The organism is Deinococcus planocerae, assembly GCF_002869765.1.
Lineage (GTDB): Bacteria > Deinococcota > Deinococci > Deinococcales > Deinococcaceae > Deinococcus > Deinococcus planocerae.
Genome location: NZ_PNOR01000090.1, coordinates 1 through 1,151, shown reverse-complemented (window position 1 = coordinate 1,151; position 1,151 = coordinate 1). Strand labels below are relative to the sequence as shown.

Here is a 1,151-nt window from a genome sequence, read left to right as displayed (position 1 = left end):
CTCAGGAGTTGCACCTCGCATAGCGCAGTGAATAGCCGTGCTGGCGGAGAAATTCCGAGTTTCTGCTGAACGTCAGGAGCAGGCGGTTCAAATGAACGTCTGGCATGACCGTCATCAGTGCCAGAGCAGCACACGCCTCCAGGGTCATCCCGGTCTCTCGGTGCAGGATGGCCAGTGTCCAGGCCAGGAACACCAGCAGGACCCAGCGATCCAGGCCCACAGCAGTTCGCAATGCGAACTGCGCCAGACCAAACTGGTGCTTGCCCTCCTTGAAGAACGATTCCTCACTCCACCGCTTTGCCCCCTCGGCGACCACCTCGTCGCCTTCCATCAGTTCCGAAGAAACCGCGTGAAACACCCGGTCTCCACGGTCGACGCGACCCAGCACCAGCGGGTCATGCGGCCAGTTCTTCAATTCGATGTAGCCTCCATGCGGACAGTCAGCCACCGTGACCTCGCCTGGGTGCATCGTCCGCCGGGTTGACCGAACGCCCACCACAAACTCGAAGCCCAGCTGCCTGACTTCATCCAGGAAGACAGCGGATTCGAATCCGCTGTCTGCTAACACGCGAATCCGGAATCGACGACGGATCGCGTCTGGGACGGTTCGCAGAAGTTCTCGTGCCAGAGTCACTGGGGTCGCTGTCCCCTTGCCCCGGTAGACCCGGTACCCCACGGGAAACTTCACCGCTCCGTATTCGGCGAACAACACGACCAGATGGATGCCGTGAACCTCGTTATAGACGCGAACGAAGGGCAGCGTGCTGCCCTTTTTTTCGATGCTGGTCAGGTCGACACTCAGCCGCAGGAGTGGGCGGTGTTTTCGTCGGGCCGCGACAAGCAGCGCGTCCCACTGGGCGCGCTGCAAGATGGCCCAACCCTGTGCCGTATCCCAGGGGTACTCGTTCAGGAGGCGGCTCAGCGCACTTTTGCTGACCAACTCAGCGCGGTGCAACGCCGTTTTGGTGGCAGTGTCCAGGAACATCGACAGCGCAGCCTCCAGGCTGCGCTGTTGGTAGGACGTGGTTGGAACGGCCAGGAACTCATCTGCCAGAATGCGGACGCGCTCCCCCAGAATCTGTGACGTAGACACTCCCAGATTTTCTCGGCTGGGAGCGCTTCCCCGTCGTTATGCAGGTGCAACTCCTGAG

Annotated in this window: 1 protein-coding gene; it reads right to left on the bottom strand. The window is 61.0% G+C overall.

The features are described 5' to 3' along the window. Position 1: 1 nt before the first annotated feature. A complete protein-coding gene (locus tag A7B18_RS21090) occupies positions 2-1,093 on the bottom strand; it encodes a transposase (protein ID WP_102128614.1) in 1,092 nt (363 codons plus the stop codon). Positions 1,094-1,151 lie beyond the last annotated feature (58 nt).